This is a genomic window from Micromonospora sp. 4G55 (assembly GCF_016803375.1).
On sequence record NZ_JAEVHN010000335.1, the window covers coordinates 1 to 6,610 of the forward strand.

4 protein-coding genes and 4 pseudogenes are annotated in these 6,610 nt (G+C 74.0%); 3 read left to right on the forward strand and 5 right to left on the reverse strand.

The window, feature by feature from the left end:
* Positions 1-214: pseudogene (locus JNW89_RS23305) on the forward strand (hypothetical protein); the annotation flags it as partial.
* Positions 215-326: 112 nt separating this feature from the next.
* Here JNW89_RS23305 and JNW89_RS23310 read toward each other — a convergent pair.
* From JNW89_RS23310 to JNW89_RS23325, 4 genes and pseudogenes are all read right to left on the reverse strand, one after another.
* Positions 327-1,139 carry an ABC transporter permease gene (locus JNW89_RS23310; protein ID WP_179803474.1) on the reverse strand — a complete coding sequence of 271 codons (813 nt, stop codon included), beginning with the start codon at positions 1,137-1,139 and terminating at the stop codon, positions 327-329.
* Positions 1,136-2,107: an ATP-binding cassette domain-containing protein gene (locus JNW89_RS23315; protein ID WP_238450500.1), complete on the reverse strand. Its 972-nt coding sequence runs from the start codon at positions 2,105-2,107 to the stop codon at positions 1,136-1,138. Before JNW89_RS23315 ends, JNW89_RS23310 begins: the two co-directional genes overlap by 4 nt.
* Before the next feature lie 150 nt (positions 2,108-2,257).
* Positions 2,258-3,881 (reverse strand): annotated as a pseudogene (locus tag JNW89_RS23320) (acetolactate synthase).
* 119 nt (positions 3,882-4,000) lie between these two features.
* Positions 4,001-4,772: pseudogene (locus JNW89_RS23325) on the reverse strand (enoyl-CoA hydratase-related protein).
* 97 nt (positions 4,773-4,869) lie between these two features.
* Between JNW89_RS23325 and JNW89_RS23330 the strand changes: the two are divergent.
* Entirely contained in the window at positions 4,870-5,391 is a 522-nt protein-coding gene (locus tag JNW89_RS23330) for a DUF6232 family protein (RefSeq protein ID WP_238450501.1), read from the forward strand.
* Here JNW89_RS23330 and JNW89_RS23335 read toward each other — a convergent pair.
* Positions 5,337-5,738 carry a nuclear transport factor 2 family protein gene (locus tag JNW89_RS23335; protein WP_238450502.1) on the reverse strand — a complete coding sequence of 134 codons (402 nt, stop codon included), beginning with the start codon at positions 5,736-5,738 and terminating at the stop codon, positions 5,337-5,339. The genes JNW89_RS23330 and JNW89_RS23335 overlap by 55 nt on opposite strands.
* A gap of 223 nt (positions 5,739-5,961) precedes the next feature.
* Here JNW89_RS23335 and JNW89_RS23340 point away from each other — a divergent pair.
* Positions 5,962-6,443 (forward strand): annotated as a pseudogene (locus JNW89_RS23340) (DUF6232 family protein).
* Positions 6,444-6,610 lie beyond the last annotated feature (167 nt).

Below are 6,610 nucleotides of genomic sequence, written 5' to 3' on the forward strand. Positions count from 1 at the left end.
CGGCCCGGCCGGCCCCGCCCCCACCGGACGGGACCGGCGCCGACCGGTCGCGCCCGACGACGACCCGGAGTTCCTCGACTCCATCGCCGACCGCTCCCGTCGCGACGACGAGGAGCTGTTCCGCCGCTGGGAGGAGGACCTGCGCCGACGGGAGGACGACCTGCGCCACCGCGAGGGCGACCCGCCGCGCGAGGAGGACCGCCCGGAGGTCTAGGCGGATCCCGCTCGCGCAGCCGCGGTGATGGACGACCGCGGCGGCCCGCCCCGCCCTCGGTGCGGAAGCCTTCGCCGGGGCGGGGTGGAGACGGCCGGGGAGGCCGTCCGGCTCACACCCGACGCTTGAGCGCGCGCAGGGACAGCGGCGCGAAGAGCACCGCGATGCCGGCGCCCCAGAGCAGGGTCTGCAGCACCGGGCCGGCCACCGGGCCGCTGACCAGCAGCCCCCGCAGCGCGTCGGCGACGACGGTGACCGGGTTGACCTCGACCCAGTTCTGCAACCAGCCGGGCATCCGGTCGGTGGGCACGAAGATGTTGCTGGTGAAGGTGAGCGGGAAGATCACCATGAAGCCGAAGATCTGCACCTTCTCCGGCTCGCTGACCAGCACCCCGACCAGCACCGAGATCCACGACGCGGCCAGGGTGAACGCCAGCAGCAGGGCGAACGCGGCCAGCACGCCGAGCGCACCGTTGCCGACCCGGAAGCCGAGGATCATCCCGACCCCGAGCAGCAACGCGATCGACCAGGCCTGCTTGACCGTGTCGGCGAGGATCCGGCCGGCCAGCGGGGCCCAGCGGGCGATCGGCAGCGCCCGGAGCCGGTCGAAGACCCCCTTGGTCAGGTCGTTGTTCAACCCGAACCCGGTGGTCATGGTGGCGAAGAGCGCGTTCTGCACCATGATGCCGGGCAGCATGAAGGTCAGGTACTCGCCGGACGAGCCGGCGATGGCGGTGCCGAAGACGTAGGTGAAGAGCAGCACGAACATCACCGGCTGGATGCTCAGGTCGAGCAGCTCCATCGGGTTGTGCTTGATCTGCACCAGGCTGCGCCAGGCCAGGGTGAGGGTGTGCCGCAGGCCGGCGCCGACGCCGAGCCGGCGGGCCGGGGCGAGCGCGGGCGCGGGCGCGGTGACGGCGGTCATGCCGGGGTCCCTTCGAGTACGTCGGCGGCGGCGTCCTGCTCGGCCCGGTGGCCGGTGAGGGAGAGGAAGACCTCGTCCAGGCTGGAACCGCGCAGGGCCAGCTCCGCCACCTGGATCTCGGCGGCGTCGAGCCGGCGGACCACCGCGGGCAGCACGTCCGGGTCGTTCACCGGCACGGTGACGGTGGTCTGGGCGACCTCCGGCGTCGCCCGGGCCACCTCGCCGGCGATGGCCCGCACGGTCGGCAGGTCGGCCGGGTCGACCGGGCGCACGGTGAGCACCTGCCCGCCGGTCTTCGCCTTCAGCTCCTCGGGGGTGCCCTGGGCGATCACCCGCCCGTGGTCGACCACCGCGATCTGGCCGGCGAGCTGGTCGGCCTCCTCCAGGTACTGCGTGGTGAGCAGCACGGTCACCCCGTCGGCGACCAGAGTGCGCACGATGTCCCACAGCTCGTTGCGGCTACGCGGGTCCAGCCCGGTGGTCGGCTCGTCGAGGAAGAGCACCTGCGGCCGCCCGACCAGGCTGGCCGCCAGGTCCAGCCGGCGGCGCATGCCACCGGAGTAGGTCTTGGCCGCCCGGCCGGCGGCGTCGGTGAGCTGGAAGTCGGCGAGCAGCTCCGCGGCGCGGGCCCGCGCCTGGGCCCGGCCGAGCCCGAGCAGCCGGCCGATGAGCAGCAGGTTCTCGGTGCCGGTCAGGGTCTCGTCGACCGAGGCGTACTGGCCGGTCAGACCGATCAGCTGGCGCACCCGGTGGGCGTCGCGGCCGACGTCGTACCCGCCGACCGTGGCGTGCCCCTCGTCCGGGGCGAGCAGGGTGGCGAGCACCCGTACCGCGGTGGTCTTTCCGGCGCCGTTGGGACCGAGCAACCCGAATACCGTCCCCGTGGGAACCTCCAGGTCGACCCCGGCGAGGGCGGTGGTGGCACCGAAGCGGCGCACCAGCCCCTCGGCGCGGATCGCGTATGTCATCAGAACTCCGATCGTTATCGCTGGTCGCCCAACGATGCGCGAGGGGTCTGACGTTACGGCGACGGCCGCTGACATTCCGCTGATTTAGCTGCTGACAGAACGCGACCGCCGCCGCCGGTCACCCGGTGAGCGGCGGTCGCGGCGTCGTGGTCAGGCCAGGTTCGACGAGCGCGGGTACGCATCCGTCGGGTCGGTGAGCACATTGACCAGGTACGGCACCCCGGCGTCGAAGGCGCGGGCCAGGGCCGGCCCGAGGTCGGCCGGCTTGGCCACCGTCTCGCCGGCCCCGCCGAGCGCCTCGACCACCTTGTCGTAGCGCAGCTCCGGCTGGAGGTCGGCGGCGACGTCGTAGCCGTACATGGCCCGCATCGGGTGCTTCTCCAGCCCCCAGATGCCGTTGTTGCCGACCACGATGACCACCGGCAGCCGCTGCCGGACCAGGGACTCCACGTCCATCAGCGAGAAGCCGGCCGCGCCGTCGCCCATCAGCACGCAGATCTGCCGGTCCGGGTGGCTGACCCGGGCGCCCATCGCGTAACCCATGCCGGTGCCCAGGCACCCGTACGGGCCGGGGTCGAGCCAGGTGCCCGGCTGCGCCGGCTCCAGGTAGCGGCCGGCGTACGAGACGAAGTCGCCGCCGTCGCCGATGGTGATCGCGTCGGGGGCGAGCACCCGGCGCAGCTCGCCGTAGACCCGGGCCGGCCGGATCGGGTCGGTGTCGGCGGCCATCTCCTCGCCGTCGCGGGCCTTCGCGGCGTCCTCGGCGGTGCGCAGCTGGGCGATCCAGTCGGCGTGGTCGACCCGGTCGCCGGGCTGCCCGGCCAGCGCGGAGAGGATCAGCCGCAGGTCGCCGGCGGGGCTGGCGGCGGGCTGGACGTGCCCGGCCCGCTGGCTGGGGGGCGTCGACGATGTGCACCACCGCCGCGTCCCCGAAGTCGCCGAAGCTGAGCCGGAAGTCCAGCGGCGTGCCGATGACGACGACCACGTCGGCGCCCTTCAGGGCGACCCGGCGGGCCTTGGCGAAGGCGAGCGGGTGCTGCGGCGGCAGCGCACCGCGCCCCATGCCGTTGGTGAAGACCGGCACCCCGAGCGCCTCGGCGGCCTCGCGGAGGGCGGCGACCGCGTCGCCGGCGTACACGTCGGAGCCGGCGATGAACACCGGGCGCTGCGCGCCCGCGATCAGCCGGCCGGCGCGGGCCACCTCGTCCGGGTCCGGCTCGACCGGCGCGACGGCGACCGGCGCGGGCAGCTCGACGTCGCCGACGCTGAAGACCGCCTCCAGCGGGAAGTCCAGGAAGGCCGGGCCCCGGTGCGGGGTGAGCGCGCTGGTCAGGGCGGCGGTGACGGCGCGTGGGATGTCGTCGGTGCTGAACACCGTCTCGGCGTGCTTGGTGACCGGGGCGACCAGCGGCAGGTGGTCCATCTCCTGGAGGCTGCCCGAGCCCCAGCGGAACTGCGGCGCCCGCCCGCCCAGCACCAGCACCGGCGAGGCGTTGAAGAACGCGCTGGTCAGCCCGGAGACGCCGTTGGTGACGCCGGGGCCGGCGGTGAGCACGGCCAGGCCGGGGCGGCGGTTGAGCTTGGCCACCGCCTCGGCGGCGAAGACCGCGGACTGCTCGTGCCGCACGTCGTAGATCGGAAACCCGTGCTTGTGGGCGGCGTCGTAGAGCGGGAAGACGTGCCCGCCGGAGAGGGTGAACATCTCCCGTACGCCGTTGGCGCGCAGCGCCGCCAGCGCGAGCTCCCCGCCGTGGCCCTCGACCCGTTCCGTCATCGCCGCTCCCCTCGTCACCTGACCGGTGTCACACGCTACTGGCCGGTACGGAGGATGTGAACACTTCTCGGTTCACCCGAAGGCCGGCGACCACGCGGGGTCGCGGCCCGGGCCGACGGTCAGCGGCCGGTGAAGTCCGGCTTGCGCTTCGCCACGAAGGCGGCCATGCCCTCGCGCCGGTCGTCGGTGGCGAAGAGCGCCGCGAAGAGCTGGCTCTCCCAGGCCAGACCGGAGTTGAGGTCCATGTCCAGGCCGCCGTCGACGGCGAGCTTCGCCGCGCGCAGCGCCTGCACCGGGCCGGTCAGGTACGGCCTCACCAGCTCGACGGCCGCGTCGTAGACCTGCGCGGCCGGGGCCACCCGGTCGGCCAGGCCGATCCGCAGCGCCTCCTGGGCATCCACCATCGCGGCGACTGATCAGATCCTTGGCGCGGGCCGGGCCGACCAGGCGGGCCAGCCGCTGGGTGCCGCCGGCGCCGGGGATGATGCCGAGCTTGATCTCCGGCTGGCCGAGCTTGGCGTCCTCGGCCACCACCCGCCAGTCGCAGGCCAGGGCCAGCTCGCAGCCGCCGCCGAGGGCATACCCGGTGATCGCGGCGACCACCGGCTTGGGGATCCGGGCGATCGCGCCGAGGGCGCTGGACAGGTCCGCGGCCCGCTCCGCCATGTCCACGTAGGACATGTCGGCCATCTCCTTGATGTCCGCGCCGGCAGCGAAGACCTTCTCCCCGCCGTACACGATGACGGCGCGGACGCCGGCGTCGGCGGTGGCCGCCGCGGCCGCGGCGCGCAACTCCTCCTGCACCTGGGTGTTGAGCGCGTTCATCGGCGGCCGCTCCAGCCGGATGGTGCCGATGCCGTCCTTGGTCTCCAGCCGCACGAACTCGCTCACGCTGCCCTCACTTCCTCGTCGAAGTCGCGTGCCAACCTTACGGCCCGGTCGTTGGGGTACGTAGGCTGGTGTCAGCCCCGCCACCGGGAGTGCCGCCATGATCACGTACTACGAAGACAGGTCGGTGCAGGTCACCTCCACCGCGATCCGGGTGGACGGGCGAGCCTTCCCGCTCGCCGAGATCGGCATGGTCTGGCACCAGCGGGGCAGCCGTTCGTGGCGGGTGCTCGCCGGGCGCGGCGCCCTGGGCGTGGCGCTGGCCGGCCCCCTGGTCGCCGCCGTGCTGGGGGTGGCGCTGGCCGTCTGGCTGCACCGCTCGCTCACCGTCACCGTCGCCATCGTGGGCGCCTCGGTGCTGGTCGGGCTCGCCGTCGGCCCGCTCGCCGACTTCCTCTTCGAACACCTCGACCGCTCGTACGCCCGGGGCAGCCGGGAGTGGGAGATGTGGGCCCGCTGGCGGGGCCGACCGGTGCTGCTGCTGCGCACCGGTGACGCGCTGCGCTTCGGCCAGGTCTACCGGGCGGTGCAGCGGGCGATGGAGAGCCGCCGCCCGATGCCCCGCGCTCAGAACTCGATCGGCCCGTCGGGCACCATCTCCAGCCCCCGCAGCAGGCCGTAGAGGTCCTGCTCGCCCCAGAACTGCACGATCCGGCCGCCGGCCAGCCGGTACATCTTGCAGGCGCTCTGCACGGCCGTGGCGCCGGTGGCGTCCCGCCGGTAGGTCTGCGCCATCGAGACGACCACCCGGTCGCCCGCCGCGAAGAGCTCCCGGATCTCCTGGTCGAGCACGGTCAGCCCCGGCGCGGCGATGGCCCCTTCGACGAAGTGCCGGCCCCGGACGGCCCGGCCGGACCCGTAGATCTCCACATCCTCGGCGACCACCGCCCGCAGCTCGGCCAGGTCCCGGGTGACGAACGTCCGCAGGTACCGGCGGACCACCTCGACGTTGCGCTCGCTGTCGGCCATGCGCCCGGACGGTACGCCGCCCGACCGTCCCGCGCCGTCCCGTCGCGACGCCGCCGGTCCCCCCGGTCCGCGCTCCCTTGGCCGGTGGGCCCGGTGCGGGGGTCCCCGGCAGCAGATGGCCCCGGACGCACCCCGGACCCCCGGGCGGACGCGCGGACCGGAGGGGCGACCGGCTGCCGGAACGACGGGGGCGGGTCTTGCCCACGGATGGTTAGGGTTAGTGATGACCCTCTATTACCGGGACGACACCGTCCAGGTGACCTCGGAGTCGATCCGGGCCGGTGGGCACGCGATCCGGATCGCCGACGTGACGTACGTCTGGCACGCGCGCGGGGCGACGACGCTGGCCGTCCGGGGGCGGGTGCTGGGCCGGGGCGTCCTCGTGCTGCTGCTCTCGCTGCCACCACTGGTGGCGCTGGTCTGCGTGGTCTCGCTGGCCTGGTCGGCGCAGGACCGGGGCAACTGGAAGCTGGCGCTGGTCATCCTCGCCGGTTGCGCGGTCGCGCGCTGGCCCTGACCCCGTTCCTGGAGCTGCCGCTGAGCTGGCTGGACCGCTCCTACGAGCGCGGCAACCGGGTGCACGAGCTGTGGGTGCAGCACCACGGGCAGGAGGTGATGCTGGTGCGCACCCCGGACGCGTTACGGTTCGGACAGATCTACCGGGCCGTGCAGCGCGCCGTCGAGCACCAGGGAGAGCACCGATGACCACCCGTCGTGGCGAGGCTGCGCCCTGGCCGGCCTGCTGTCCACCGCCGGCGTCACCCACTTCCTCAAGCCCCGGTTCTACGACGCGGTCGTGCCGCGCGCGCTGCCCGGGCGGCCCGCTTCTGGACGTACGCCAGTGGGGCCGCCGAGCTGGCGGTGGCGGCGGC